Genomic DNA, 25,315 nt, shown 5'->3' on the forward strand with positions numbered 1-25,315 from the left:
AATGTCAGAACATCTAGTAACGATTGATTTACAACTTAAGAATCCAAATGAAGCAATTGCGCTGTTTGGTGCGCAGGACGCCCATCTGAAGCTGATTGAAGATGAAATGGGTGTCGCTGTTGTATCTCGCGGTGAAAAGGTAAATGTTGCGGGGGAAAGTGAAGAACGCAAAGCTGTCGAAGAAATTTTAAAGCGCCTGCTTGCTGTTATTCGAAAAAACGTGACAATTTCAGAACGTGATGTCGTTTACGCCATTCAATTGGCAAAGAAGGGCTCATTAGAATTTTTCGAAGACATGTATAACGAAGAAATTGCAAAGACTGCACAAGGTAAACCTATTCGTGTAAAAACGTTTGGTCAGCGTCAATACATCAACGCGATTAAAAAGAATGACTTAGTATTTGGAATTGGTCCTGCCGGAACGGGTAAAACCTATTTAGCGGTTGTAATGGCCGTGGTTGCTCTGAAGAATGGTCTTGTCAAACGCATTATTTTAACACGACCTGCAGTAGAAGCCGGTGAGAGCCTAGGTTTCCTTCCAGGGGATCTGAAAGAAAAAGTCGATCCGTATCTTCGTCCTCTCTATGACGCCCTGAACGATGTGCTTGGCAACGAGCATACTCAGCGCTTAATTGAGCGAGGAGTGATTGAAATTGCTCCACTTGCTTACATGCGTGGTAGAACGTTAGACGATGCCTTCGTTATTTTGGACGAAGCGCAAAACACAACGACTGCTCAAATGAAAATGTTTTTAACAAGACTTGGCTTTGGGTCAAAAATGGTAATTACGGGAGATGTTTCTCAAGTAGATTTACCAAGAGGAGTTCGCTCAGGTTTATCGGTTGCCAAGGAGATACTAGCAAAGGTAAAAGGTATTTCGTTCATTACATTGGAGCAATCAGACGTCGTACGTCATCCACTAGTGGGACGTATCATTGAAGCGTATGGACTCAAAGAAGATAAGACCCTATCTTGATAGGGTCTATTTTGCTTTTTAAGGGGGGAAGCTCTTGTCCAAGTTGCAAGTGTTGAAAGAAGCTTTTTTGAAAATGGAGCGTATGCGCTTGCTTTATGTAGCTCTCTATACGGTATTAGGGATTATTTTATATGTCTCTATGTATAGCAATGTTAAGCCGGAAATGCTTCATTTAAAATTGTTAGACGAATCACCAACAAATATTTATTCACCTGTTACGATTGAAGATAAAGAAAGTACGAAAGATAAGCAGCAGCAGGCAAAAGATGAAGTCGAGGACATTTATTCACTGAATACGGAATACGCCCAAAATCAGGTTGATTTGGTAAGCACCATTTTTGATTCGATTCAGGATGTGAATAAAGAATATGATAAAAAGTCAGATGATGCTTCATTAGATGCAGAGGCTGTTTTAAAAGAAAAAAGAGCGATGCTAGAAACAAAGCTACCAAAAGACGTGGTGAGATCGCTCGGACAAGACACATTGTTGAATCTTTTCCAAGCAAATGACAAGCAGCTGTCTACTGCGAAGGATTCGGTTGTGACCGTCGTTCACTACTTGATGAAGGGACGTATTACCGTATCCGATGTGCAAAGTAAAAAAGAACAGGCGAAAAGTCAGCTTGTGTATACGAACGTGTCGAGCGATGTGAAAAAGGCGATGTATGATGTGGCAGAGTTTTCGATTATTCCAAACGTGGTCTACAACAGAAGTGAAACCTCGGATCGCCGCCAAACAGCTATTCAGCAGGTAGATCCTGTGATTATCAAGCAAGGCCAGATTTTAGTTGAAGAAGGCCAGTTGATTACAAGAGACATTTATCGTCAGTTAAAGCTAGTAGGATTATTGGATAATAAAAATACGATTCAACCGTTTCTTGGATTGCTTCTCATCGTCATCGTCTTTTTAGCGATGATTATGTATTATTTTCAGCAGCTGAAAAAAGCAACGTATCGCACCCTTCTCATGTATGTCATTACCGTGAGCGTTACAATTATCATTATGAAGATCGTAAGTTTGTTTCAAAAAATTGAGTTTACCGATCTTGGTTATTTAGCGCCTGTCGCATTAGGAGCGCTGTTAGTACGTATTCTTATTAATGAGCGCATTGCGATTGCCACAAGCTTTTTATTGTCAGGGACAGGCAGTATTATTTTTAATACAGGAACGACCACCGCGTTTAACGGACAAATTGGCCTTTATTTTCTGATTAGTAGTGTCGCCGGTGTCTTATTTCTCAGCGAACAACATCGACGTTCGCGCATTTTACAGGCTGGTTTGTTCGTTTCATTGATTAATGTTGTCGTAATTTTAGCAATTTTGTTGATTAAAAATAACGGACAGTTAGAGACGATTAATTTAGGCTATTATGGTATTATGGCAGTAGTATCAGGGTTGGTAGCTTCTATTCTGACGATAGGCTTGCTTCCATTTTTTGAAGCTGGTTTCGGTATCTTATCAACCATGAAGCTCATTGAATTATCGAATCCGAATCATCCGCTACTGCGCAAAATTTTAACAGAGGCTCCAGGTACATATCATCATAGCGTTATGGTGGCTAATTTATCAGAAGCAGCCTGTGAAGCAATTGGAGCTAGCGGTTTACTAGCGAGAGTCGGTTCTTATTACCACGACATTGGCAAAACAAGACGACCTCAATATTTTATTGAAAATCAAATGAACGTGTCAAATCCACACGATCAGCTGTCACCAGAAGTTAGCCGAAGTATTATTATTGCCCATGCAACGGACGGAGCGGAGATTTTGCGTCGCCATAAACTACCGAGAGAGTTTGTTGATATTGCCGCTCAACATCACGGGACAACTTTGTTAAAATATTTTTACTATAAAGCGCTAGAACTGGATAAAGATCATGTAAAAGAAGAAGATTATCGTTATCCAGGTCCTAAAGCACAAACAAAGGAAGCGGCCGTTATTGGAATTGCAGATAGTGTAGAAGCAGCTGTAAGATCCATGCCAAATCCAACGCCTGAAAAAATAGAATCGCTCGTACGAAATATTATTAAAGATCGTTTGCAAGACGAGCAGTTTAGTGAATGTGATATTACGCTAAAGGAATTAGAGACCGTTGCACGATCACTATGTGAAACGTTAAATGGAATTTTCCATAGTCGAATTGAATATCCAGAATTCAACAAGAGAGGTGACCAGAAAAAGTGAGTTTAGTAATTGATTTTATTGATGAAACAAATGAAGTAACAGATGACATGACAAAAACGATCGAAGGACTCCTAGAGCTTGCGGCAAAAAAGGAAGAAGTTGCAGACGATACGGAAGTTTCCGTAACATTCGTTGATAATGACCGCATCCAAGAAATTAACCGTGAGTATCGAGATAAAGACAAACCGACAGATGTCATTTCCTTCGCACTAGAAGAAATGGGAGAAGGAGAGCTTGAAATTATTGGTGAAGATATGCCTCGTGTATTAGGAGATATCATTATCTCGATTCCAAGAACGAAAGAACAGGCAGAGGAATATGGCCATTCGTTTACACGTGAGCTAGGATTTTTAGCGGTTCATGGCTTTCTTCATCTTTTAGGCTATGACCATGAGACAACTGAGGACGAGCAAGAAATGTTTTCAAAACAGCGCGCTATCTTAGATGAGTATGGACTCTCAAGATAAAAGGGGAGGCGGGGGGAAAAAGCCAACTTTAGTTGGAAGTTTTGGTCATGCGTTTCAGGGGATTTTCTATGTGCTCTCATCAGAGCGAAACATGAAAATACATGCTTGCGCCTTGATTATTGTGGTTATAACCGGTCTGTATGTTCACCTTTCACAAGTTGAATGGTGTATAATACTAATACTTATCGGTGCGGTAATAAGTCTAGAGCTTGTGAATACAGCGATTGAAAAGACCGTAGATTTAATTACGGATCGCTATCATCCGCTTGCAAAAATAGCAAAGGATGCCGCAGCAGGAGCCGTATTAGTAATGACCATTATCGCCATAGTAATTGGATGCATGATCTTTCTTCCGCACATCCTTCCTTAAATGAGGAGGAAAGGTTAAATTTCGAATGAATAAGGGGACGAGCAAACATGGAGAAATTACAGTTGATCGAAGAGGCAAAAAAAGCAAGAGAGCGTGCATATGTACCGTATTCAACGTTTAAAGTAGGAGCTGCGCTGTTAACGAAAGACGGCAAGGTCTATCATGGCTGTAACATTGAAAATGCAGCCTACAGCATGTGTAACTGCGCAGAGCGAACAGCTTTATTTAAAGCCTATTCTGAAGGGGATACAAAGTATGAGGCTCTCGCGGTTGTTGCGGACACCGATCGACCGGTTTCTCCGTGCGGAGCATGTCGTCAAGTTATTTCAGAGCTTTGCTCAAAGGACATGAAAGTTATATTAACGAATTTAAAGGGAGACATCTACGAATTGATCGTAGATGAATTATTGCCAGGAGCATTTTCATCGGAGGATTTACATGACTAATCAACAATTTAAATCAGGGTTTGTCTCGATTATCGGCAGACCAAATGTAGGAAAATCAACATTTCTAAATCGCGTAATCGGCCAAAAGATTGCGATTATGAGCGACAAGCCTCAAACAACTCGTAACAAAATTCAAGGTGTATACACAGAGACTGATTCACAGATCGTGTTTATTGACACACCGGGAATTCATAAACCAAAGCACAAGCTAGGCGATTTCATGATGAAAGTCGCACAAAATACGTTAAAAGAAGTGGACCTTATTTTATTTATGGTCAATGCTGTTGAAGGGTATGGACGCGGGGATGAATTCATTATTGAGCGTTTAAAAAATACAGATACGCCTGTGTTCCTAATCATCAACAAAATCGATGATCTTCACCCAGACAAGCTGTTACCTCTTATTGAACAATACAAAGGGTTATATCCGTTTGCTGAAATTGTGCCAATTTCTGCTCTTCAAGGGAACAACGTGGATACGCTACTTACTCAAATTAAACAGCGTTTGCCTGAAGGACCCCAGTATTATCCGGCAGACCAAGTAACGGATCATCCTGAGCGTTTTATCATTTCAGAATTAATCCGTGAGAAGGTTCTCCATTTAACACGAGAAGAAATTCCGCATTCCATTGCAGTCGCAATTGATTCCATTCAACGACGTGAAGGCGGTAATGCTGTGTATGTCGCAGCAACAATTGTTGTTGAGCGTGACTCTCAAAAAGGGATCGTCATTGGGAAGCAAGGCACTATGTTAAAAGAAGTTGGAAAACGCGCACGTGTTGATATTGAATCATTGCTCGGATCAAAGGTTTTCCTAGAGCTTTGGGTAAAGGTTCAAAAGGACTGGAGAAACAAAGCAAATCAGCTTCGTGACTTTGGTTTTCGTGAGGACGAGTACTGATAAAATTTTTGACAAAATTTGTTTTGCATGATTTTGAAGAAGGAAGGTCAATCTAAACATAAGAAATTGGTATCTTAGAAAGGTGGGGGTTTCTTATGTTAGATCTTACTTGGAAAGTATTCACCAGTACCGGGAGCATTGACACATATCTCCTTTATAAAGAGATGGAACGAGAATCAATACCGCAGCCGGAGGGAATATCAGAGGAAGTAAAAGTCCTCGATCATCCAATTTCATAGCCTTCTTTCTTCAGATAGGCGGGTGTTCACAATGCTAAAAAAATGTGAAGGCATCGTTATTCGAACAAATGATTACGGTGAATCGAATAAGATTATCACAATATATACAAGAGAGCTTGGTAAAATAGGTTTGATGGCTAGAGGTGCTCGAAAACCGAGTAGCCGCTTGTCTTCCTTAACTCACCTTTTCACCTATGGACAGTTTTTGTTTCAAGGTGGAGGAAGTGGAATGGGAACTCTTCAACAAGGAGAAAGCATTTCTTCTATGAGAAGCATACGCGAGGATATCTTTCTGACTGCGTATGCTTCTTACGTTGTGGAGTTGACGGATAAAGCAACAGAGAACAATCAGATCAATCCCTTTTTATTTCAGCTTCTATATCAAACGTTGTCCTATCTAGAAGAAGGATTTGATATGGAAGTATTAGCAATTATTTTTGAAATGAAAATATTGAATGTGCTCGGCTTGTATCCACAGCTCGATCGTTGCACGTTTTGCGGGGCAACGGACGGTCGTTTTGGCTTCTCGATTCGTGAGGGAGGATTGATCTGTCATCGTTGTGCAGAGAAAGATCCTTATCATTTGCAAATTAGTCCAGCAACTGTTAAGTTGTTACGGTTGTTTTATTATTTAGATCTGACGCGTCTTGGCACGATTTCATTGAAGCCAGAAACGAAGAAACAGCTGAGGCTTGTAGTGGACATGTATTATGATGAATATTCAGGAATTGTACTGAAGTCAAAACGCTTTCTGAAGCAGATGGAACAATTAAAAGATACATTCAAAGACTCATAGAATAGAATTCTTGCTTCAGCTGTATAATAAAGGATGAGGGCGATCTGCAACGAGGAGATCGCCTTGGTCTTTTTCTTGAAAATGGATACATAAAGAAGACAAAGGAACCGAAAATATTTTGATAATATTCTTTCCCTTTGACTGAAAAAAGTATATCATGTTTGTATAAATAGTATAACACAATTAAACAAAGCTTAGGGTGGTGAGTACAATCGAATTAAATAAACGCCAAGAACATATTTTGCAAATCGTAAAAGAAAGAGGACCGATAACTGGGGAGCACATTGCAGATGAGCTTCATTTGACAAGAGCGACATTGCGTCCGGATCTCGCAATTCTTACGATGGCAGGTTATCTTGAAGCAAGACCTAGAGTAGGTTACTTTTATACAGGAAAAACAGGCGCTCAGCTGTTAACGGATAAAATTCGTAAAATTCAAGTGAAAGAGTACCAATCCTTGCCGGTATTAGTAAATGAGAATGTCTCTGTTTATGATGCTATTTGTACGATGTTTTTAGAGGATGTTGGAACTCTTTTTGTGATCGATCAGAACGCATCGCTTGTTGGGGTGTTATCACGAAAAGACTTGCTTCGAGCAAGTATCGGAAAACAAGAATTAACTTCTATTCCTGTTCATATCATTATGACAAGAATGCCGAACATTACTTATTGCACGAGAGAGGACCTGCTAATTGATGTAGCGAAGGTATTAATTGATAAGCAAATTGATGCTGTTCCCGTGGTGAAAGATTCAGATGAAGGCTTTGAAGTAGTAGGTCGTATTACAAAAACGAACGTAACAAAATTATTAGTCGCATTGGCAAACGATGAAATTATATAAAGGGGCTGTGCATACGAAATGAACAATCCGTTCTTATATGTTGTATCAGATTCAGTGGGAGAAACAGCAGAGCTGGTTGTAAAAGCAGCCACTAGTCAGTTTGATTTAGCGAATATCGTCATTAAGCGGGTGCCTTACGTAGAAGATACGGAGACATTAGAAGAAGTAGTGTCACTTGCAAAGCTCAACCAGGCGATTATTGGCTTCACCCTTGTGAAGCCACAAATGCGCGAATTTCTAATCACAGAGGCATCCAGACAAGGGGTCGAAGCGTTTGATATTATTGGACCGCTTATCGATAAAATTCAAACGGCTTATGGAATGGAGCCTCGCTATGAGCCGGGAATGGTTCGAAAGCTTGATGAAGATTACTTCAAAAAGATTGAGGCAATTGAATTTGCTGTAAAATATGATGATGGAAGAGACCCTCGGGGAATTTTAAAAGCCGATATTGTATTACTAGGAATTTCTCGTACATCAAAAACACCTCTTTCGCAGTTTTTAGCACACAAGCGTTTAAAGGTTGCAAACGTACCGATCGTGCCAGAGGTAGAGCCACCAGAAGAGCTATTTAAAATTCCTGCTGAAAAATGCATCGCGCTTACGATTAGTCCAGAGAAGCTCAATTATATCCGAAAAGAGCGCCTCAAGTCGTTAGGGCTGAATGATCAGGCTATCTATGCTAATATAGAACGTATTAAAGAAGAAATTGAATTCTTTAATAGTTTGATCGGACGAATCGGCTGCAAGGTGATCGATGTATCAAATAAAGCAGTGGAAGAAACAGCTGGGGTCATCTTAAATATCATTCAATACAATAGATAGTTCAACAGAAAGCGAAATCGTCTCTTGCTAAGGATGACGTCGCTTTTTTACGTATTGCTAAAAACATTTTTTTATGACTTTTGTATGGAAAATACGAGCAATTTATATTATAATAAAAAATTGTGATAAAAAGGAATAGTTTTAGGTTTAGACTTTGTCAATAACGAATAAACTATTGATATATGTGGAAAAAGAAATGAAAGATTCGACAAGGTTTTTAATGAATTTACATTTAAAAGCAGGAATACCTGGAGTGATGTAGAATATTCAGTAATAATCAGAGAAATATACGAGTTTTTGTCGACGCCGATGCTTGTCCTGTCAAAAAAGAAATTAGTACCATTGCAGATGTCTTGAACGTAGCTGTCATCTATGTGGCGTCTTACAACCAAGCGTCCGCTCATAATGCAGAGGGCGAGTGGAAATATGTTGATGCTGAAAAAGAGGCTGCGGATTTGTACATTATGAATCAAGCAAAACCACAGGATGTGGCTGTGACGCAAGATATTGGCTTAGCCAGTATTTTAGTGAAGCAGGGTGTGAACGTGCTTTCCCCACGAGGAAGGTACTTTGAAGAGAAGGATATGAGTGAGGCGTTGTTTATGCGTTATGTCTCTGCAAAAGAAAGAAGAGCAGGCCACTATGGCAAAGGTCCAAAACGTTTTACAGATCGTGATCGAGAGCGTTTTAAAGAGACTTTTCAAAAACTCTTGTCGAAACTTGCAGGAATTTAGCGTTTTATAACGAATAATATCAATGACACGGAGCTGTTAATATGGTGAATCGAGTTCCAGATGTGGTTATTGACCAAATTCGTAATTCGGTTGATATTGTCGATGTAATAGGTGACTACGTACAATTAAAAAAACAGGGGCGCAATTATTTTGGACTCTGTCCTTTCCATGGAGAAAATACTCCGTCGTTCTCTGTTTCCGCTGACAAGCAAATTTATCATTGCTTTGGCTGTGGTGCAGGTGGGAATGCTTTCTCTTTTTTAATGGAGTTAGAAGGCTTGTCTTTTACAGAAGCTGTGCGAACAGTTGCTGAAAAAGCAGACATTCCATTTGAATACGAAGAACAGCTTCCAAGTTCTTCAACACCGAAACCGTCCAACAAGATGATTGAAGCTCACGATCTTTTAAGGAAATTTTACCATCATTTGCTCGTAAACACAAAAGAGGGTCAGGAAGCTTACGATTATTTAATCGGAAGGGGCTTTACTCGGGAAGTAATTGATGAATTTGAAATCGGCTTTGCTCTTGATTCATGGGAATTTGTTACGAAATTTTTAACGAAGCGAGGCTATGAACCTGAAGAATTAGAAAAAGCAGGAATATTAGTGAAGCGAGAGGGAAAAGATTCTTATCTAGACCGTTTCCGAAATCGGATTATGTTTCCTTTAGCTGACCTACAAGGGAAAACCGTTGCTTTTTCTGGACGTATTTTAGGAGAAGGCCAACCTAAGTATTTAAATACACCAGAAACGTCTATTTTTAGCAAAGGGAAGATCTTATATAATTTTCACCGCGCTAAAAAACACATTCGTAAGAATCAAGAAGTTATTCTTTTAGAAGGGTACGCCGATGTAATTGCTGCTCATAAAGCAGGTTGCTTTAATGGAGTAGCAACGATGGGGACCGCTCTAACAGAAGAACAGGCAGCGACTATTAAGCGAAACGTTGAGAACGTCATTATTTGTTACGACTCAGACGGTGCAGGAATAGAGGCTGCTTACAAAGCAGGTCAAGTACTTACAAAAGTAGGCTGTACAGTGAAGGTAGCCGTTATGCCATCTGGCTATGATCCTGATGACTATGTGAATCAATATGGCACGGAAGCATTTAGAGGTGAAGTGTTAGAGGCGAGCCTAACGTTAATGGCATTCAAAATGCGCTATTTGCGTCGCGGTAAAAACCTCCAAAACGAAGCTGAACGCATCCGATATATTGATGAGGTTGTGAAGGAGATTAGTCTTCTACCGAGGGCTGTAGAGCGCGATCATTATTTGCGTCAAATATCCCAAGAATTTTCTCTTTCTCTCGATGCGCTTAAGCAAGAAACGCAACAAAATAATCGTTTTGAGAAAAGGAAAAAGGATAACGACCATGTTGATCGAAATACTATAGCGAGACCAGCCGTTATACAATCCAAATTGTTACCCGCCTACCAAAATGCGGAGCGCTTTTTAATTGCGCATATGCTAAAAGATCGAGACGTTGCTTTTCGGGTGCAGGATGCTCTACAAGGAAACTTTAACGTAGAGGAGCACCGGGCGATTGTTACGTATTTATATGCCTTTTATGAAGAAGGTCATGAACCAGAATTAAGTTTGTTTATGCAAAAGTTAGAAGATCCGAAGCTGTCACGCCTTGCCTCTCAGTTAGCCATGATCGACGTTGATGAAGAAATCACAGAACAAGTGTTAAATGATTATATTCAGCAGGTGTTGATTTATCCAAAATGGTTAACAATAAAAGAAAAAGAACAAGAGAAACAGGCTGCTGAACGCCAAAAGGATTATTTAAAGGCTGCATCAATTGCTATGGAAATTATTCAACTTAAAAAGCTCTTAAAATAAATAGCTTGTTACCCCATAAGTTGTGGTTGAAATCTCGGAAGGAGGGGACCTAATGGCTGAAAAATCAGCTCATTCTAAAGAACTTGAATCAGAGTTAACCCTCGATCAAGTAAAAGAACAATTAACGGAAATAGGTAAAAAACGTGGTGTCTTAACATATGAAGAGATCGCAGAACGTCTCTCTAGCTTTGAGTTAGAAGCTGATCAAATGGATGACTATTACGAGTACCTAACAGAACAAGGCGTTGAAGTATTGAGTGAATCAGAAGTAGAAAGCAACAATGATTCAAACTCAAAAGATTCATCAAAAGAGGAAGAATTTGACTTAAACGATTTAAGTGTTCCCCCTGGTGTTAAAATCAATGATCCTGTGCGCATGTATTTAAAAGAAATTGGACGTGTTGACTTATTATCGGCACAAGAAGAAATTCAGCTCGCCCAACGTATTGAAGAAGGCGATGAAGAAGCAAAGCGTCGCTTAGCTGAAGCAAACTTACGTCTTGTTGTTAGTATTGCAAAACGCTATGTGGGCCGCGGTATGCTCTTCTTAGACTTAATTCAAGAAGGAAATATGGGTCTTATCAAAGCAGTTGAAAAGTTTGATTATCGTAAAGGATATAAATTTAGTACGTATGCAACATGGTGGATTCGTCAGGCTATTACGCGTGCGATCGCGGACCAAGCAAGAACGATTCGTATCCCTGTTCATATGGTAGAGACGATCAACAAGCTTATTCGTGTACAACGTCAGCTTCTTCAAGATCTAGGTCGTGAGCCAAGCCCTGAAGAAATTGCAGAAGACATGGATTTAACACCAGATAAAGTACGTGAGATTTTAAAAATCGCACAAGAACCTGTATCACTTGAAACACCAATTGGTGAAGAAGATGATTCACATTTAGGTGACTTCATTGAAGACCAAGATGCGACTTCGCCTTCAGAGCACGCAGCGTATGAATTATTAAAAGAACAGCTTGAAGATGTACTCGACACACTTACAGACCGTGAAGAAAACGTACTGCGTCTTCGCTTTGGCTTAGATGATGGTCGTACAAGAACGTTAGAGGAAGTCGGAAAAGTATTTGGTGTTACGCGCGAACGTATCCGCCAAATTGAGGCTAAAGCACTTCGTAAGCTACGTCACCCAAGCCGTAGCAAACGTTTAAAAGACTTTTTAGAATAAAATATTACTCGTTACGGTATTTACTTTAAATAGTTTACTTCTTATCATAAGGAGTAAACTATTTTTTTGGAGTGACAGTGAATGCCAAATCAAAAAGAGAAAAATGAAATAATCGTGAACGAAATTTTATTTTGGAAAGAAAACCGCTTATTGCCAGCTCATTTCTGTGACTACCTCTTAACACTGTATACAGGTGGGAACAATGATTTTGACGAGAAAGAATCAAAACCTAAGCGAAGTCAAACGCTTTCAATTAATTTGTTCACCAGTTTGATTTTGTTATTTTTACCAATACTTCTTCTTGTCACTTATTTTACTGAATTGTCATTCGTTTTGCAAATGGTCATGAGCAGTATTTTTATCCTGTTTTGTCTAACTGGTCTCTTGCTTTTGAAACGATCTGCTCTTGTGCGTCACACCTCGCTTACAGCGATGGCAGTGGTACTCTTAGTGTTCTCGAGTAATCTCAGCTTCACTTATTTTCCGCATAATCTAGGGGCATTAAAAGGTTTGCTATTTCTTAATTGCCTCATATGGTTTGTCATGGGACGAAAATTTTCTTTATTGTATTTTCAAATTGCTGGGATCGTTGCCTCATGCGGAGTTGGGATTTCATTTTTATTATAACATGAAAGAAATAATTTTTTTAAAAGTTGAGAAAATTTTATATCCTCTTTATAATCTATTTGAAAGCGCATTCAAAAATTAGGGGGATGGGTATGAATTTTGATCTGACAACTGAACAAAAAATGATTCAACGAACGATTCGAGAATTTTCAGATGAGGTGGTCGCTCCCGGAGCGATACAACGTGATCGTGATAAAAAATTTCCAAGAGAGATTTTTAACCAACTCGGGGAGCTCGGAATGATGGGGCTACCCTTCTCAGAAGAATTTGGCGGAGCAGGGGCAGATACAACAAGCTTTGCCATTGTCGTTGAGGAACTTAGTCGTGCATGTGGTTCCACAGGTATTACATATTCAGCTCATATTTCACTCGGTGGTGCACCTATTCATCTATTCGGAACGAAAGAGCAAAAGGAACACTATTTATCAAAAATTTGTTCGGGTGAATCACTTGGGGCATTCGGCTTAACAGAGCCCAACGCAGGAAGTGATGCAGGTGGAACGCAAACAGAAGCTGTTCAGCAAGAAGATCGATTCATCGTTAATGGAAGTAAATGCTATATTACGAATGCGAGCTTTGCACAATTTGTTTCGTTAACAGCTATTACAGGAAGAAAAGATAATCATAAGGAAGTATCCGCCATCGTCGTCCCAACTGATTCAAAAGGATTTACGGTGCTCGATCAATACGAAAAAATGGGGCTGCACTCTTCGAATACGACGGAATTAATTTTAGAGGACGTAGAAGTTCCAACAGAGAACCTGTTAGGGAAGCGTGGAGATGGCTTTAAACAGTTTTTAGTGACCTTAGATGGTGGAAGGATTGGAATTGGAGCAATGGCTGTGGGGATCGCTCAGGCAGCGTATGAGCGTGCGCTCAAATATTCCAAAGAGCGAAAGCAGTTTGGGAAATCGCTATCGACGTTTCAAGCTATTCAATTCAAGCTTGCAGACATGGCGTTAAAAGTGGAACTTGCTCGTACAATGGTATACAAAGCAGCATGGCTAAAAGATCAGGGCAGACCTTTTACAAAAGAAGCTGCAATGTGCAAGCTCTATGCCTCTGAAATTTGTATGCAAGTAGCAAGTGAAGCCGTACAAATTCATGGTGGCTATGGCTATATGAAGGAGTACGAAGTAGAACGTTATATGCGTGATGCCAAGCTTCTTGAAATCGGCGAAGGAACATCGGAAATTCAGCGAATGGTTATTGCAAGACAAATTGGCTGTTAAACAAATGAGGCAAACTAATCGATCCGTCTTTTAGTTTGCTTTTTGAATTTTTTAAGTATTACATAAATTTAATAGACAACTTCTATAAAAGGGCTTTCACTAAAATGTAATTTAAAGTAAAATAGAGATGTTTCTATTACTCGGTGGAAATTTACTGCGGGATGGGTACATAAAAAGGGGGTATAGGTGATGAAACGAAATCCACTTGTTCCATTTTTTCTCATCATGATTATCGGCGTTGGACTTATGTTTCTTTTTTCAATTAACGGTGTGGATAACGCTAAACAAATGGCATCAGAAAAAGAAGGTGGAGGCGCAAAGCAAGAAACGCCTTCAAATCCAGAAGATATTTATAAGAGCACATGTATTGGCTGTCACGGCGATCAATATCAAGGTGGTACAGGTCCTTCATTAAAAGGGGTAGGGGATCGTTTATCAAAAGCTGAAATTAAAGAAGTCATTACAAAAGGGCGAGGCGGAATGCCACCAAATATGGTGCCTGCTAATAACGCCGATAAAATGGCGGAATGGGTTTCAAAGATCAAGTAAATTTAGTAAACTATAAATACAGTGCGATAATTGTCCTTTTACATAGGTAGAAGGACTTTTTCTTTTGACGATTTATAAGTATGATTTTTAGTTAGAAATAACATACTTTTCTTGAAAGAAGCTGTCACAGCCGTTACTATAAAAAGAAAATCAAACAGGTGAAAATATGAATGAATTAAAGTTATCAAAGCGTTTAGAAGAAGTCGTAAAATCAATTCCAAAAGGAGCACGTATCGCTGACATTGGGTCTGATCACGCGTATTTGCCGTGCTATGCTTATTTACAAGGATACATAACAGAAGCAATCGCCGGTGAAGTGGTGGAAGGTCCGTTTCAATCTGCTAAAGATCAAGTGAAGAAGGTTGATTTAGAGAACGTGATTGATGTACGAAAAGGAAACGGTTTAGCAGTCCTTGAAAAAGGCGAAGTAGACTGTGTAACGATTGCTGGAATGGGCGGAACGCTAATTTCCACGATTTTAGAAGATGGAAAAGAAAAGCTTGAAGGTGTTACCCGCCTTATCCTTCAGCCGAATATTGGCGCAATTAATGTGCGCAAATGGTTGCTAGACAACGAATGGGAAATTATTGATGAGAAGATTTTAGAAGATGAAAAGCGCATTTATGAAATTGTGGTAGCAGAACGTGGAGAGGCTAAAAAGCCTTACGGAGACGAACTAGAGAGCGGGTTGTTAGTAGGTCCTGTTCTAAGGGTAGAGAAAAATGAAGCGTTCGTAAAGAAATGGACGCATGAATTAGCGCACCTGAAACAAATTGCCTCTCGTCTGAGCAGCAGTGCGCAAACAGAAGAAAGCAAACAAAAGTTAGCTCGTTTTCAACAAGAGATTAAGCTTATCGAGGAGGTTTTAGTATGAGTAAAACACCAAATGGCTATGAAGTCATTCAGCTTTTTGAATCGTTTTCCCCTAAAAGCCTAGCAATGGAAGGAGATAAAATTGGCCTTCAAATTGGAACGCTTAACAAACCGATTCACAAAGTAATGGTCACGTTAGACGTATTAGAGGAAGTAGTAGAGGAAGCGGTGAAAGGGAACGTAGATTTAATCATTGCCCACCATCCGCCTATTTTCCGTCCGATGAAGAACATCGTGACAGATCAGCCCGCAGGCCGACTTGTTGAAATGTGTATTAAGCATGATATTGCTGTATATGCAGCTCATACGAATTTAGATGTGGCTGAAGGAGGGGTGAATGACCTATTGGCAGATGCTCTTGGCCTTGAGGACTTAGATATCTTAATTCCAACGCAAACAACGGCACTTAAGAAGGTGGCGGTTTCTGTACCGAAGACACACGCTGAACAGGTGAGAACGGCATTAACCGATGCAGGAGCAGGTCATATCGGTAACTACAGCCACTGTACGTTTTCTACGCCAGGAGAAGGAACTTTCCTACCAGAAGAAGGAACAAAGCCCTTCATCGGCTCACAGGGCGCGTTAGAACGCGTGGAAGAAGTGAAGGTGGAGTCCATTTTTTCTGTTGATCTTCAGCGCAGAGTCGTTCAAGCAATGATCAAAGCGCATCCTTATGAAGAAGTAGCCTATGATATTTATCCGCTCGACAATCCAGGGAAAGAGTATGGACTTGGTCGTATTGGCAAACTCCCAGAGGAAATGACGCTCGAGCAATTTGCGCAACACGTCAAACGCTCGTTAGATGTGAAAGGACTTCGTGTTGTAGGAAATCTTACAGACAAAGTTCGAAAAGTAGCGGTGCTTGGGGGCGATGGAAACAAATACATCACACAGGCAAAATTCAAGGGAGCTGACGCGTACGTAACGGGTGATTTATATTTCCATGTCGCGCATGACGCAAAGGCGCTTGGATTAAATGTTGTAGACCCCGGACATCACGTGGAAAAAGTAATGATGCAAGGTGTAACCAAGAAAATGAAGGAGCTGTTCGCTGAAAAGAATTTTTCATGCGAGGTTGAGGCTTCGACAATCCATACAGATCCATTTACGTTTATGTAATGAAAAAAGCGACAGGGGGCTCCTGTCGCTTTTTATTAGGCATTTTTAGGTGCTTTGACTTTCGGTAAGATCTTAGAAAGTGGCACAGAGCGTTCGCGCGTCCACGTTTCTTCTTTTTCACCGTCAAAGGCTTCTAAAAACTTAATAACTTCTTTTGTAATTGGCGTAGGAGTTGAAGCACCAGCTGTTACAGCAACAGTCTTCGCTCCTTTTAGCCACTCGATTTCAATTTCCGTTACGTCTGATACACGATATGCTTTTGTACCGGCAATTTGCTCGGATACTTGAGCAAGACGATTGGAGTTATTACTTTTTGGATCTCCAACCACAATGGTTACGTCCGCTTCTGTTGCCTGCTCTGCTACTGCTTCTTGACGTACTTGAGTCGCTAAGCAGATTTCCTTGTGTATTTCAACGTGGGGATATTTTTCTTTAATTTTATCCATAATGTCTAAAACGTCCCACTGACTCATCGTTGTCTGGTTTGTGACAATGATTTTGTCTCGTTGAATAGAGAGATTTTCTACATCTTGTGCATTTTCCACAAGGTGCACGATATGAGGAGCGATGCCCACAGCACCTTCAGGCTCCGGATGCCCTTTTTTACCGATGTAAATAACTTCGTAGCCTTGCTTTTCTTTTTCCGCAATCAAATCGTGCGTTTTCGTTACGTCTGGACATGTAGCATCAATGGTGAAAAGGCCTTTTTCTTTTGCGCGTTTTTTCACTTCAGGTGAAACACCGTGCGCAGTAAAAATAACTGTACCCTCGTTAATTTGATCTAAAATCTCCAAACGGTTTGCGCCGTCTAATGTAATGATTCCGTCTTCTTCAAACGCATCTGTGACGTGTTTATTATGAACAATCATTCCTAATATATAAATAGGTCTTGGTAGTGTTGTATCTAACGCCGCATTTCGAGCAATTACCATTGCATCAACTACGCCATAGCAATAACCACGTGGGGCGATTTTAATAATTTCCATAAACAATAAACATCCTCCCTTATAGATGTCCGAACAGCTTAACAGCTTAACTCGGTTCTATTATAAAGGAGATAAGAAGATAATACAAAGCTAATCAATTATGGACGAGTAGTTTGCGTATAGAGGCGTGGACGTGAAGAGCCCTGATTTTGTTTTCCTGCAAAATCGTCTAGAAACTCTTCGTATTCAGTTTCCTCTTTCGATGCAGGGAGCACCTTTTCCGCTTTCCCAGCTTCCTTGGTTTCTTTTTTCTCTTCAGATGTGGACGTTTCACCGTCATCTGTTTTTAACGCTTGATAGATTTTGTACATAGCAGGTAAATTTTTCACCATCGGTCCGTATTGCTGCACCATTGGTAAGAATGATTCCGCTGTTTTCATTACGCCTTGAACATTTCCAAGCATCGATGAAAGAGAGGATGCGCTAGTTAAATTTCGAAATCCACCTAGTAGGCCACCTAAACCTCCTGAACCACTTCCAGCAGCGCTACCTATTCCTCCAATGCCGCTGAGTCCACCACCGATTCCCCGGCTATCAGCAAACGAAGCTTGATTATTCATAAACGGTTGTTGCCCTTGATTTTGATTACGATTAAAAATTTTTGATAGTACTCCGCCTCGGTTGCGCATTTGCGGCTGTTGCTGCTGATAGGGAAATTGGGGATGAAACTGATTTGGCATCTGCTGCATGTTGTGCATCATTGGATTTTGTCCCTGCATCATCTGACGCTGCATCATGGGGTTCATCATTTGGTTAGGCATTTGATTGGGCATCATGCGGTTTTGCATTTGCGGTGGAAAGGGCTGTCTGTTTCCGAGCATGTCGAGCACCTCCTTATATTGAGTCAAATGACCATTACTATCTTATGCAAAGCGGAGATAAATGTTTGTCGAACATCGCTTAATTCAATAACTTTGGTAGTCAGCTTGAAAAAAATCGATTATAATCATATACTGTGTTTACTTATAGGAACGTAATTTAGAAGTAAAAAGGAGAAAAAAATGACAAAAACGAATTTTGACCGTTTTGATTTTCGGCCATTTATTATACAAGCTGTTGAAAAATTAGGGTTCAAGCAGCCAACTGAGATCCAGGAGCGCTTAATTCCTTCATTATTAAAAGGAGAAAGTGCGATCGGTCAATCACAGACTGGGACAGGTAAAACGCACGCTTATTTGCTGCCGCTTTTACAAAACGTCGATCCAACTCAACAAGAAGTACAAGTAATTATTACAGCGCCAACTCGTGAGCTCGCTTCGCAAATTTACAAAGAGGTAGTAAAAATCACGAATTTTTGCGAGCCGGATGCACCGATTACTGCGAAATGTTTTATCGGAGGAACGGACAAGCAGCGTACAATTGAAAAATTAAAAACGCAGCCTCAAATCGTAGTTGGAACACCTGGTCGTATTGCTGATCTAGTGTATGACCAAGCGCTATTTATTCACAATGCAAAGGCATTAGTTGTTGATGAAGCCGATTTAATGTTAGACATGGGGTTCATTCAAGACGTGGATCGTATTGGAGCAAAAATGCCGGAAGAAATTCAAATGCTTGTTTTCTCAGCAACGATTCCTGAGAAATTAAAGCCGTTTTTAAAGAAATATCTTGAAAATCCAAAATACACGCACGTTGCGCCAAAACGGGCAACGGCTGAAAAAATTGAGCATGTACTTGTTCCTGAGCGCCACCGTAACAAAGTGAACTTACTTCAGGACATTCTTTTATCGTATAATCCGTATTTAGCGATTGTGTTTACGAATACGAAAAAGAAAGCAGAAGAAGTAGCTCGTGGACTAGAAGCAAAAGGAATGCGTGTTGGACGTATTCATGGAGACTTAAGCCCGCGTGAGCGTAGAAAAATGATGAAGCAAATTACAGACCTAGAGTTTCAATATGTAGTCGCAACAGATCTTGCGGCACGTGGTATTGACATTGAAGGTGTGAGCCATATCATCAACTATGAGCTTCCTTCTGACCTAGATTTCTATATTCACCGTGTAGGACGAACAGCACGCGCTGGCTATTCTGGAATTGCGACAACGATTTTCTCATCAAGTGATGAGGATGCGATTGCACGTTTAGAAAAAATGGACATCCAATTCGTAAACCGTGATATCCAAAATGGTCAATGGACAAATATTGAGGATCGCAATCGTCGTAAAAACCGTAAAAAGAAAGTGGACGAGGCTGACGCGACGGCTCGTAAACTGATTAAAAAACCGAAAAAGGTTAAACCTGGATATAAGAAAAAACGTGAGCATGAAATTGAGAAATATGTAAAGAAACAAAAACGTAGCACGCGCAACAAGTAATGTGAATGCCTTTTAGGACGTTACGGTCTTAAAAGGCTTTTTCATGAATTCATAAAGCAAAAAGGAGTGGTCGTTCATGTTGAGAATTGGATCTCATGTATCAATGAGTGGAAAAAAGATGCTGTTAGGTGCAAGTGAAGAAGCGGCATCATACGGAGCAAACACGTTCATGATTTACACGGGTGCACCCCAAAATACGCGCCGTAAAAAAATTGAAGAGCTAAATATTGCTGCTGGCCAAGCACATATGAAAGAGCATGGAATTGATAATATCGTCGTTCATGCACCGTATATTATTAACGTCGGCAATACAACAAATCCTGCTACGTATGAATTAGGAGTAGAATTCTTACGTTCTGAGATCGAGCGTACGGCTGCTTTAGGGGCAAAGCAAATCGTCCTTCATCCAGGCGCACACGTAGGAGCAGGCGCTGATGCTGGAATTCAGCAAATCATTAAAGGATTAAACGAAGTATTAACACCAGATCAAGAAGTACAAATTGCATTAGAAACAATGGCTGGAAAAGGCTCTGAGTGCGGTCGTTCCTTTGAGGAAATCGCTCAAATTATTGCAGGCGTAACGCACAATGAGAAGCTTTCCGTTTGCTTTGATACGTGTCATACGCATGATGCGGGATATGATTTGATTAATGATTTTGACGGGGTATTAAATCATTTTGATAAAACGGTGGGAATTGATCGTATTAAAGTGCTGCACGTAAATGACAGCAAAAATCCGATGGGGGCAAGTAAAGACCGTCATGAGAACATTGGGTTTGGTCATATTGGTTTCCAAGCGCTCAACTATATCGTGCATCATGAAGCGCTAGCGGATGTTCCGAAAATTTTAGAAACACCCTATGTCGGAACAGATAAGAAAAACAAAAAAGCACCTTACAAATTAGAAATTGAAATGCTCCGTGCGAAAACATTTGACGAAGAGCTACAAAATAAATTGATGAGTTAACGAAAAAATCCCTCTCAAGAAAGAGGGATTTTTTTATTAGCGTGCGATTTGATCAAATAGCTCTTGAACTTTTTGAGCTGTTTCGTAATTCGTAACGCGAGCTACTTTTTTTAGTAGGTCTTGGCGATCAGCGGTATTGTATATATCAATCGGCCGTTCACGAATAATGCCGACAAGCTTACGCGCCTGGTCCTCGGTTAAGTGCACCTTGTACTGTTTGCTAAAGCTTAGCAGTTCTTTCACAGAAATGTTATTGACTTTGTTGTTAATAATTTGTTGAAAGATTCTCATCATTCGCCCTCCTTGTTATGTATCATTGTATGGGGGAAGAGAGAAAGATGTGCCTAAATTCAATAAAAAAACGCAGAAAATAAAAGATGGTTTACAAATGTAGCGTGTGGCTGTATACTTGATAATTGTTTATAAAGTAAATCGTAACGATTCTTAAAAAGGTGAAAATAAAAAGTATGGTGATGATAAAATGAATGAACATATCATTGAAATTGATCATGTATCGTTTCAATACGATCGCCAAACGGTATTAGATAATATTACGCTTTCTATACCAAAGGGATCATTTTTAGGTTTAGTAGGGCCGAACGGTTCAGGTAAATCAACGTTAATTAAATGTATTTTAGGTTTGCATAAGCCACAGCAAGGAACCATTCGCTTATTCGGACAAGACATATCAAAATTTCGTGACTGGAGTAAGATTGGATTCGTCTCTCAAAAAGCAAATAGCTTTAATACCGGTTTTCCAGCCTCTGTATTTGAAGTCGTAGCAACAGGCTTAACATCTAAAATTGGTTTGTTTCGTTTTATGAACAAAAATCATAAACAAAAAGTATTAGATGCGATTGAAGCAGTTGGAATGAGTGATTTTGTACGTCGAAATATCGGTGAGCTCTCAGGTGGTCAACAGCAGCGCGTCTTTATCGCACGAGCGTTAGTAAGTGAACCAGAGCTGCTTATTTTAGATGAACCTACGGTTGGAATCGATAGTCAAAACGTCGATAATTTCTACACGCTATTAGAGGATTTGCATAAAAACCATGGTCTTACGCTTCTGCTTGTTACACATGATACGGGTACAATTACGGAGAAGGTCACGCACGTTGCATGTTTAAACAAGGAGCTACATTTCCATGGTGAAACAGAAGAATATGAACATTTATGTCAGCATGAGCTGTCCGCATTTTATGGTCATCACGTGCACGTTTTAACACATGATCACGGAGGACAGCCAGTATGATTTCGAGTTTGTTTCAATTTGAATTTTTACGAAATGCCTTTTTGGCAGGAATTATTATCGGACTTATCGCGCCGCTTTTAGGGGCGTTTATCGTTGTCAGGCGATTGTCGCTTATAGCGGATGCATTAAGTCACGTTACGCTCGCCGGAATTTCAGCGAGCGTGCTGCTAGAGAAAAAGTTTGGTGTTATGGCAGGGGTCACACCGATTTACATGGGAATGATTTTCTCCGTCATCGGATCGCTGTTTATTGAAAAGCTGCGCCGAGTGTACAAGCATTATCAAGAGCTCGCGATCCCAATTATTTTATCAGGTGGAATTGGGGTCAGCGTATTACTAATTTCTCTAGCAGACGGCTTTAACAACGATTTGTTTAATTATCTATTTGGAAGCGTTAGTGCCGTAAGTCGTGCCGATTTATGGACGATTATTGGTATCGCTATTTTTGTTATTGCGGTTATTATCTTGTTTTATAAAGAACTATTTGTTTTATCATTTGATGAGGAGCATGCCGCCGCATCCGGTGTAAAAGCTCGCGGCATTCACTTTGTATTCATCCTTATGGTAGCATTAGTTATCGCATCATCTATGCGAATTGTCGGAGTCCTGTTAGTGTCAGCGCTCATGACGCTCCCGGTTGCGGCAAGTATTCGACTAGCAAATGGATTTAAGCAAACGATCGTATTTGCGATTATCTTTGGTGAAATTTCGGTTGTCGGTGGTTTGTTCTCTGCTTATTACTTAGATTTGGCACCAGGGGGAACAATCGTTATTTTAGCGATTCTCATTTTAGTGATTTCCATTTTAATTAATAAAGGGCGAGGTGGACGAAAATGAATTTATCCGAAGCCATTGTGTTGTTAAAAGACAAAGGATACAAACATACGGGAAAACGTGAAGATATGTTAGAGCTGTTTGCGACAACGAACAAATATCTAACGGCAAAAGATGTACTTGACCATATGAAAGGGGATTACCCTGGATTAAGCTTTGATACGATTTATCGTAATTTGGCACTGTTTGCTGAGTTAGGCATTTTAGAAATGACAGAGCTTTCTGGTGAAAAAAACTTCCGCTTTCAGTGTGCAACAAGTCATCACCATCATCATTTTATTTGCTTGGACTGTGGAAAGACGGCTGAAATTGCGGTTTGCCCGATGGAGCAAATTAGCCAAGATTTAAATGGATGTGAAATTACCGGTCATAAGTTTGAGATTTATGGACGATGTCAGGAATGTATTGCATAAAAAAAACGAGGCGGCCGCCTCGTTTTTTTATTGTGTTTTAAGCCAGCTTTGAATCCAATCGTTTGCTTCTGCCCAGTTGTAGACTCGTACAACGTTTTTAGGCGTTGGGAGACGGTTATAAGGAGTATCAAATAATAAGACGGGAATATTGCACTCTTCGCTAATATCACAGGCATTATCGTGCTTATCCTCGAAGAAGACATCAATATCATATGTTTTAGCAGCCTCAATCTTATTGTGAGACCCGATCAAGTCAATATGGTTATAAGCAATTTCGTGGTTGTTGAACCATTTCTTTGTAACGTCTAATAGGGCATCATGACGTGCGCTAATGAAGACGAGTTCATGCTTTTTCCCCCAATCTACTAACACATCTTTCGCTTGTTCTGCAAGCGGAGCATTTTCGTAAATTTCCGCTTCATTTTTTAAGAACCAATTCGCTAGTTCCTGTTCAGGAGCCTTCACGATCGGCACTAAATCGTATTCGGTAATATCTTCAAGGGTTAATGACAAATCAAATGATTTATTAAGATAGGGAATAAAAGTTGACGGAGAAGTAACCGTCCCGTCAATATCAATTCCAAAACGCTTATTCAAAATAGCTGCACTCCTTTTTGGGATAAAAAATTCGATACAAAATGTCCAATGATATTGTAACACAGATGGTTTTTAGAAAAGCGTTTCCGAATTAAGCAAACATTTACAACTATAATTTCGTCCGTTCATCAAATACTAAACATGATCCTTACTAAGAAAGAGAGGGATAGACGAATGGATCAGAAATATGATGAACACAAACGCTATGAGCGTGATATAAAAGACCAAGAACCAGATTTCATGGAAGAAACAGCCGCTGAGTATGCTGTGCCAACCACTGCGCGTGAACGTGAGTATGATCGTGACCTCGATCGTGATCACGATATCGACCGTGACGGAGCAGAGGAAGGGAAAGTATACGGATATTTAGCAATTGCCGCAGCAATTCTATCTCTGTTTTTCTTGCCGGTTATCCTTGGTGCCGCAGGTATCATTTTAGGATTTATCGCAAGACGAAAAGGAGCACATGCTCTAGGAGCTTGGTCAATTGGAATTGGGATCGTATCGTTAGTGATCGGCATTTTCATTTTGCCATTCTTTTAAACAAAAAAAAACGGAGACCTTTGTCTCCGTTTTTTGTTTAAGCTTTTTGTGCGTTCTCAGCCTCAGCAGCTTGTTTAGCATAATGCGCTTCAGCAAGTATGTCGATTTCTTTTTTCAGTTCTTCCACCATTGTTTCTTCAGGTACTTTACGTACCGTTTTACCATGACGGAACAACAGTCCTTCGCCACGTGCCCCTGCGATACCGATATCAGCTTCACGAGCCTCACCAGGTCCGTTAACTGCACAGCCAAGCACAGCTACTTTAATCGGTGCTTTAATCAAAGAGATGTACTCTTCTACTTCATTCGCAATGCTGATTAAGTCAATTTCAATACGTCCACATGTCGGACAAGAAATTAGTGTCGGTGCATTTGCCGCAAGACCGAATGATTTTAATAATTCTTTTGCGACTTTAATTTCTTCTACTGGGTCAGCACTTAAGGAAATACGTACTGTGTTTCCGATTCCTTTTGAAAGAATCGCACCTAAACCAGCAGCACTTTTTACTGTTCCAGCGAAAAGCGTTCCAGATTCTGTGATCCCTAAGTGTAGAGGGTAATCAAACGCTTTTGCAGCTTTTTCGTACGCTTCAATTGCCAAATTAACGTCTGAAGCCTTCATGGACACGATGATATCGTGAAAATCAAGGTCTTCTAGGATTTTAATATGATGAAGGGCACTTTCAACCATTCCATCTGCTGTTGGATAGCCATACTTCTCAAGGATACGGCGTTCTAGGGAACCAGCATTAACCCCAATACGAATAGGTACGCCGCGTTCTTTTGCTGCTTTTACCACTGCTTCTACCTTTTCACGACGACCGATATTACCCGGGTTAATACGGATTTTATCTGCTCCGCCTTCAATTGCTTTTAGCGCTAGGCGATAGTCGAAATGAATATCAACAACAAGCGGAATATTAATACGTTTTTTAATTTCAGGAATGGCATCTGCAGCACGCTCATCAGGACAAGCGACGCGAACAATTTGGCATCCTGCTTCTTCTAAACGCTTAATTTCAGCTACTGTTGCTTCCACATCATGTGTTTTCGTTGTTGTCATACTTTGAATAACTACTTGGTCATTACCGCCAATCGTTAAATTACCTACTTTAACGGGGCGTGTTTTTGTACGATGTATAATTTCACTCACGTGTTAATCTCTCCTTTAAACCTAAATCAAATGATTGATTCACCTACTAGAA

General features: G+C 40.2%; 29 protein-coding genes. 24 read left to right on the forward strand and 5 right to left on the reverse strand.

All coding sequences use genetic code 11. The annotated features are described in order from the left end of the window. Position 1: 1 nt before the first annotated feature. The 18 genes from AMD01_RS14120 (at position 2) to AMD01_RS14200 (ending at position 16,204) form a co-directional block, all read left to right on the forward strand. On the forward strand, positions 2-976 hold the full coding sequence (locus AMD01_RS14120; RefSeq protein ID WP_053402077.1) for a PhoH family protein: 975 nt from the start codon (positions 2-4) through the stop codon (positions 974-976). 73 nt (positions 977-1,049) lie between these two features. Continuing rightward, positions 1,050-3,158 (forward strand): HD family phosphohydrolase, encoded by a 2,109-nt coding sequence (locus tag AMD01_RS14125; RefSeq protein ID WP_053402325.1) that lies wholly within the window; start codon positions 1,050-1,052, stop codon positions 3,156-3,158. After that, positions 3,155-3,625 (forward strand): rRNA maturation RNase YbeY, encoded by a 471-nt coding sequence (gene ybeY / locus AMD01_RS14130; protein WP_053402078.1) that lies wholly within the window; start codon positions 3,155-3,157, stop codon positions 3,623-3,625. The genes AMD01_RS14125 and ybeY overlap by 4 nt, the downstream gene beginning before the upstream one ends. Beyond that, entirely contained in the window at positions 3,603-3,995 is a 393-nt protein-coding gene (locus tag AMD01_RS14135; RefSeq protein WP_211263400.1) for a diacylglycerol kinase family protein, read from the forward strand. Before ybeY ends, AMD01_RS14135 begins: the two co-directional genes overlap by 23 nt. A 47-nt stretch (positions 3,996-4,042) precedes the next feature. Continuing rightward, a complete protein-coding gene (locus tag AMD01_RS14140) occupies positions 4,043-4,441 on the forward strand; it encodes a cytidine deaminase (RefSeq protein WP_053402080.1) in 399 nt (132 codons plus the stop codon). Next, positions 4,434-5,342, forward strand: coding sequence for a GTPase Era (gene era, locus AMD01_RS14145; protein ID WP_053402081.1), 909 nt, complete (start codon positions 4,434-4,436; stop codon positions 5,340-5,342). Before AMD01_RS14140 ends, era begins: the two co-directional genes overlap by 8 nt. 95 nt (positions 5,343-5,437) lie before the next feature. Then, positions 5,438-5,581, forward strand: a complete 144-nt coding sequence (locus AMD01_RS23555; RefSeq protein ID WP_083446556.1) for a YqzL family protein — start codon at positions 5,438-5,440, stop codon at positions 5,579-5,581. A gap of 31 nt (positions 5,582-5,612) precedes the next feature. Further along, positions 5,613-6,377: a DNA repair protein RecO gene (recO, locus tag AMD01_RS14150; protein WP_053402082.1), complete on the forward strand. Its 765-nt coding sequence runs from the start codon at positions 5,613-5,615 to the stop codon at positions 6,375-6,377. A gap of 202 nt (positions 6,378-6,579) precedes the next feature. Then, a complete protein-coding gene (ccpN, locus tag AMD01_RS14155) occupies positions 6,580-7,218 on the forward strand; it encodes a transcriptional regulator CcpN (RefSeq protein ID WP_157052744.1) in 639 nt (212 codons plus the stop codon). 18 nt (positions 7,219-7,236) lie between these two features. Then, positions 7,237-8,043 carry a pyruvate, water dikinase regulatory protein gene (locus tag AMD01_RS14160; protein WP_053402084.1) on the forward strand — a complete coding sequence of 269 codons (807 nt, stop codon included), beginning with the start codon at positions 7,237-7,239 and terminating at the stop codon, positions 8,041-8,043. A 287-nt stretch (positions 8,044-8,330) separates the two neighbouring features. Beyond that, positions 8,331-8,777 carry a YaiI/YqxD family protein gene (locus AMD01_RS14165; RefSeq protein ID WP_342666998.1) on the forward strand — a complete coding sequence of 149 codons (447 nt, stop codon included), beginning with the start codon at positions 8,331-8,333 and terminating at the stop codon, positions 8,775-8,777. Positions 8,778-8,818: 41 nt separating this feature from the next. Continuing rightward, complete coding sequence (dnaG, locus tag AMD01_RS14170; RefSeq protein WP_053402085.1) at positions 8,819-10,621, forward strand: DNA primase; 1,803 nt, start codon at positions 8,819-8,821, stop codon at positions 10,619-10,621. Positions 10,622-10,673: 52 nt separating this feature from the next. After that, positions 10,674-11,804 (forward strand): RNA polymerase sigma factor RpoD, encoded by a 1,131-nt coding sequence (gene rpoD / locus AMD01_RS14175; protein WP_053402086.1) that lies wholly within the window; start codon positions 10,674-10,676, stop codon positions 11,802-11,804. An 81-nt stretch (positions 11,805-11,885) separates the two neighbouring features. Beyond that, on the forward strand, positions 11,886-12,431 hold the full coding sequence (locus AMD01_RS14180) for a hypothetical protein (RefSeq protein ID WP_053402087.1): 546 nt from the start codon (positions 11,886-11,888) through the stop codon (positions 12,429-12,431). A gap of 92 nt (positions 12,432-12,523) precedes the next feature. Further along, the gene (locus tag AMD01_RS14185) at positions 12,524-13,663 is read left to right on the forward strand and encodes an acyl-CoA dehydrogenase family protein (RefSeq protein WP_053402088.1); all 1,140 of its coding nucleotides are present in this window, start codon (positions 12,524-12,526) and stop codon (positions 13,661-13,663) included. A gap of 189 nt (positions 13,664-13,852) precedes the next feature. After that, a complete protein-coding gene (gene cccA, locus AMD01_RS14190; RefSeq protein ID WP_053402089.1) occupies positions 13,853-14,212 on the forward strand; it encodes a cytochrome c550 in 360 nt (119 codons plus the stop codon). Positions 14,213-14,378: 166 nt separating this feature from the next. After that, on the forward strand, positions 14,379-15,086 hold the full coding sequence (locus tag AMD01_RS14195) for a tRNA (adenine(22)-N(1))-methyltransferase (RefSeq protein WP_053402090.1): 708 nt from the start codon (positions 14,379-14,381) through the stop codon (positions 15,084-15,086). Further along, positions 15,083-16,204, forward strand: a complete 1,122-nt coding sequence (locus AMD01_RS14200) for a Nif3-like dinuclear metal center hexameric protein (protein ID WP_053402091.1) — start codon at positions 15,083-15,085, stop codon at positions 16,202-16,204. Before AMD01_RS14195 ends, AMD01_RS14200 begins: the two co-directional genes overlap by 4 nt. Before the next feature lie 35 nt (positions 16,205-16,239). On the opposite strand, the gene AMD01_RS14205 is transcribed toward AMD01_RS14200, so the two are convergent. Both AMD01_RS14205 and vrrA read right to left on the reverse strand, forming a co-directional pair. Next, positions 16,240-17,190, reverse strand: coding sequence for a 4-hydroxy-3-methylbut-2-enyl diphosphate reductase (locus tag AMD01_RS14205; protein WP_053402327.1), 951 nt, complete (start codon positions 17,188-17,190; stop codon positions 16,240-16,242). A gap of 98 nt (positions 17,191-17,288) precedes the next feature. Then, positions 17,289-18,011, reverse strand: a complete 723-nt coding sequence (gene vrrA, locus AMD01_RS14210) for a VrrA/YqfQ family protein (RefSeq protein WP_053402092.1) — start codon at positions 18,009-18,011, stop codon at positions 17,289-17,291. Positions 18,012-18,191: 180 nt separating this feature from the next. Between vrrA and AMD01_RS14215 the strand changes: the two genes are divergently transcribed. Next, a complete protein-coding gene (locus tag AMD01_RS14215) occupies positions 18,192-19,505 on the forward strand; it encodes a DEAD/DEAH box helicase (protein ID WP_053402093.1) in 1,314 nt (437 codons plus the stop codon). Positions 19,506-19,581: 76 nt separating this feature from the next. Next, the gene (locus AMD01_RS14220; protein ID WP_053402094.1) at positions 19,582-20,472 is read left to right on the forward strand and encodes a deoxyribonuclease IV; all 891 of its coding nucleotides are present in this window, start codon (positions 19,582-19,584) and stop codon (positions 20,470-20,472) included. A gap of 36 nt (positions 20,473-20,508) precedes the next feature. Here AMD01_RS14220 and AMD01_RS14225 read toward each other — a convergent pair whose 3' ends face one another. Then, complete coding sequence (locus tag AMD01_RS14225) at positions 20,509-20,766, reverse strand: DUF2624 domain-containing protein (protein ID WP_242170167.1); 258 nt, start codon at positions 20,764-20,766, stop codon at positions 20,509-20,511. 187 nt (positions 20,767-20,953) lie between these two features. Between AMD01_RS14225 and AMD01_RS14230 the strand changes: the two genes are divergently transcribed. From AMD01_RS14230 to AMD01_RS14240, 3 genes are read left to right on the forward strand one after another with little or no spacing between them, the layout of a single operon-like run. Continuing rightward, positions 20,954-21,724: a metal ABC transporter ATP-binding protein gene (locus tag AMD01_RS14230; protein ID WP_053402096.1), complete on the forward strand. Its 771-nt coding sequence runs from the start codon at positions 20,954-20,956 to the stop codon at positions 21,722-21,724. Next, positions 21,721-22,560: a metal ABC transporter permease gene (locus AMD01_RS14235; RefSeq protein ID WP_053402097.1), complete on the forward strand. Its 840-nt coding sequence runs from the start codon at positions 21,721-21,723 to the stop codon at positions 22,558-22,560. Before AMD01_RS14230 ends, AMD01_RS14235 begins: the two co-directional genes overlap by 4 nt. After that, entirely contained in the window at positions 22,557-22,970 is a 414-nt protein-coding gene (locus AMD01_RS14240; protein WP_053402098.1) for a Fur family transcriptional regulator, read from the forward strand. Before AMD01_RS14235 ends, AMD01_RS14240 begins: the two co-directional genes overlap by 4 nt. 27 nt (positions 22,971-22,997) lie before the next feature. Here the strand turns inward: AMD01_RS14240 and AMD01_RS14245 are convergent, their stop codons facing one another. Continuing rightward, positions 22,998-23,567, reverse strand: coding sequence for a 5' nucleotidase, NT5C type (locus AMD01_RS14245; RefSeq protein WP_083446558.1), 570 nt, complete (start codon positions 23,565-23,567; stop codon positions 22,998-23,000). Between the two features lie 174 nt (positions 23,568-23,741). Here AMD01_RS14245 and AMD01_RS14250 point away from each other — a divergent pair, with 174 nt between their 5' ends. Then, positions 23,742-24,110: a DUF308 domain-containing protein gene (locus tag AMD01_RS14250; protein ID WP_053402099.1), complete on the forward strand. Its 369-nt coding sequence runs from the start codon at positions 23,742-23,744 to the stop codon at positions 24,108-24,110. Between the two features lie 37 nt (positions 24,111-24,147). On the opposite strand, the gene ispG is transcribed toward AMD01_RS14250, so the two are convergent. Continuing rightward, entirely contained in the window at positions 24,148-25,263 is a 1,116-nt protein-coding gene (ispG, locus tag AMD01_RS14255; RefSeq protein WP_053402100.1) for a flavodoxin-dependent (E)-4-hydroxy-3-methylbut-2-enyl-diphosphate synthase, read from the reverse strand. Positions 25,264-25,315: the final 52 nt, after the last annotated feature.

Origin of the sequence: Priestia koreensis (assembly GCF_001274935.1) — a bacterium.
In the GTDB taxonomy this organism is placed as follows: domain Bacteria; phylum Bacillota; class Bacilli; order Bacillales; family Bacillaceae_H; genus Bacillus_AG; species Bacillus_AG koreensis.

What these genes read in the sequence shown, in the direction of transcription:
- AMD01_RS14160 (WP_053402084.1), top strand. Translation starts at nt 7,237, where the DNA reads ATGAACAATCCGTTCTTATATGTTGTATCAGATTCAGTGGGAGAAACA.
- AMD01_RS14235 (WP_053402097.1), top strand. Translation starts at nt 21,721, where the DNA reads ATGATTTCGAGTTTGTTTCAATTTGAATTTTTACGAAATGCCTTTTTG.
- AMD01_RS14195 (WP_053402090.1), top strand. Translation starts at nt 14,379, where the DNA reads ATGAATGAATTAAAGTTATCAAAGCGTTTAGAAGAAGTCGTAAAATCA.
- dnaG (WP_053402085.1), top strand. Translation starts at nt 8,819, where the DNA reads ATGGTGAATCGAGTTCCAGATGTGGTTATTGACCAAATTCGTAATTCG.
- AMD01_RS14230 (WP_053402096.1), top strand. Translation starts at nt 20,954, where the DNA reads ATGAATGAACATATCATTGAAATTGATCATGTATCGTTTCAATACGAT.
- AMD01_RS14140 (WP_053402080.1), top strand. Translation starts at nt 4,043, where the DNA reads ATGGAGAAATTACAGTTGATCGAAGAGGCAAAAAAAGCAAGAGAGCGT.
- vrrA (WP_053402092.1), bottom strand. Translation starts at nt 18,011, where the DNA reads ATGCTCGGAAACAGACAGCCCTTTCCACCGCAAATGCAAAACCGCATG.
- AMD01_RS14225 (WP_242170167.1), bottom strand. Translation starts at nt 20,766, where the DNA reads ATGATGAGAATCTTTCAACAAATTATTAACAACAAAGTCAATAACATT.
- AMD01_RS14200 (WP_053402091.1), top strand. Translation starts at nt 15,083, where the DNA reads ATGAGTAAAACACCAAATGGCTATGAAGTCATTCAGCTTTTTGAATCG.
- cccA (WP_053402089.1), top strand. Translation starts at nt 13,853, where the DNA reads ATGAAACGAAATCCACTTGTTCCATTTTTTCTCATCATGATTATCGGC.
- AMD01_RS14180 (WP_053402087.1), top strand. Translation starts at nt 11,886, where the DNA reads ATGCCAAATCAAAAAGAGAAAAATGAAATAATCGTGAACGAAATTTTA.
- recO (WP_053402082.1), top strand. Translation starts at nt 5,613, where the DNA reads ATGCTAAAAAAATGTGAAGGCATCGTTATTCGAACAAATGATTACGGT.
- AMD01_RS23555 (WP_083446556.1), top strand. Translation starts at nt 5,438, where the DNA reads ATGTTAGATCTTACTTGGAAAGTATTCACCAGTACCGGGAGCATTGAC.
- era (WP_053402081.1), top strand. Translation starts at nt 4,434, where the DNA reads ATGACTAATCAACAATTTAAATCAGGGTTTGTCTCGATTATCGGCAGA.
- AMD01_RS14240 (WP_053402098.1), top strand. Translation starts at nt 22,557, where the DNA reads ATGAATTTATCCGAAGCCATTGTGTTGTTAAAAGACAAAGGATACAAA.
- AMD01_RS14185 (WP_053402088.1), top strand. Translation starts at nt 12,524, where the DNA reads ATGAATTTTGATCTGACAACTGAACAAAAAATGATTCAACGAACGATT.
- AMD01_RS14120 (WP_053402077.1), top strand. Translation starts at nt 2, where the DNA reads ATGTCAGAACATCTAGTAACGATTGATTTACAACTTAAGAATCCAAAT.
- AMD01_RS14215 (WP_053402093.1), top strand. Translation starts at nt 18,192, where the DNA reads ATGACAAAAACGAATTTTGACCGTTTTGATTTTCGGCCATTTATTATA.
- AMD01_RS14135 (WP_211263400.1), top strand. Translation starts at nt 3,603, where the DNA reads ATGAGTATGGACTCTCAAGATAAAAGGGGAGGCGGGGGGAAAAAGCCA.
- AMD01_RS14250 (WP_053402099.1), top strand. Translation starts at nt 23,742, where the DNA reads ATGGATCAGAAATATGATGAACACAAACGCTATGAGCGTGATATAAAA.
- AMD01_RS14205 (WP_053402327.1), bottom strand. Translation starts at nt 17,190, where the DNA reads ATGGAAATTATTAAAATCGCCCCACGTGGTTATTGCTATGGCGTAGTT.
- AMD01_RS14220 (WP_053402094.1), top strand. Translation starts at nt 19,582, where the DNA reads ATGTTGAGAATTGGATCTCATGTATCAATGAGTGGAAAAAAGATGCTG.
- AMD01_RS14125 (WP_053402325.1), top strand. Translation starts at nt 1,050, where the DNA reads ATGGAGCGTATGCGCTTGCTTTATGTAGCTCTCTATACGGTATTAGGG.
- rpoD (WP_053402086.1), top strand. Translation starts at nt 10,674, where the DNA reads ATGGCTGAAAAATCAGCTCATTCTAAAGAACTTGAATCAGAGTTAACC.